1 protein-coding gene is annotated in these 237 nt (G+C 57.0%); it reads left to right on the top strand.

The genetic code is table 11. From position 1 onward, the window contains the following. Positions 1–13 precede the first annotated feature (13 nt). On the top strand, positions 14–237 hold a 224-nt coding region (locus ACMUOY_RS20755; protein ID WP_413894598.1), incomplete at its 3' end, for a hypothetical protein.

Genomic DNA, 237 nt, shown 5'->3' with positions numbered 1-237 from the left:
AAGCATCCACCGCATGAACCTGTATCAGATACTTGGCCAGGTCGATACCAACTCGGATAACCGTGTTCATGACGCTTCTCCTTCCGTTTGGGGGTTGAGGGTGACTGTCCGCAAAACAAACCATGGCACAGCAGCGCCGTCACCTGGAAGCGGGAAGTCCCTTCGTATTCACATTGGCGTAGACGCCGATTCGGGCCTGGTGCACACGGTAGCGACCACAGCGGCCAATGCCCACGA

Origin of the sequence: Candidatus Skiveiella danica (assembly GCF_022705245.1) — a bacterium.
Classification (GTDB): domain Bacteria; phylum Pseudomonadota; class Gammaproteobacteria; order Burkholderiales; family Burkholderiaceae_C; genus Skiveiella; species Skiveiella danica.
Note: the sequence above shows the minus strand (reverse complement) of the source record. Positions and strands in the feature narration are given on the sequence as shown.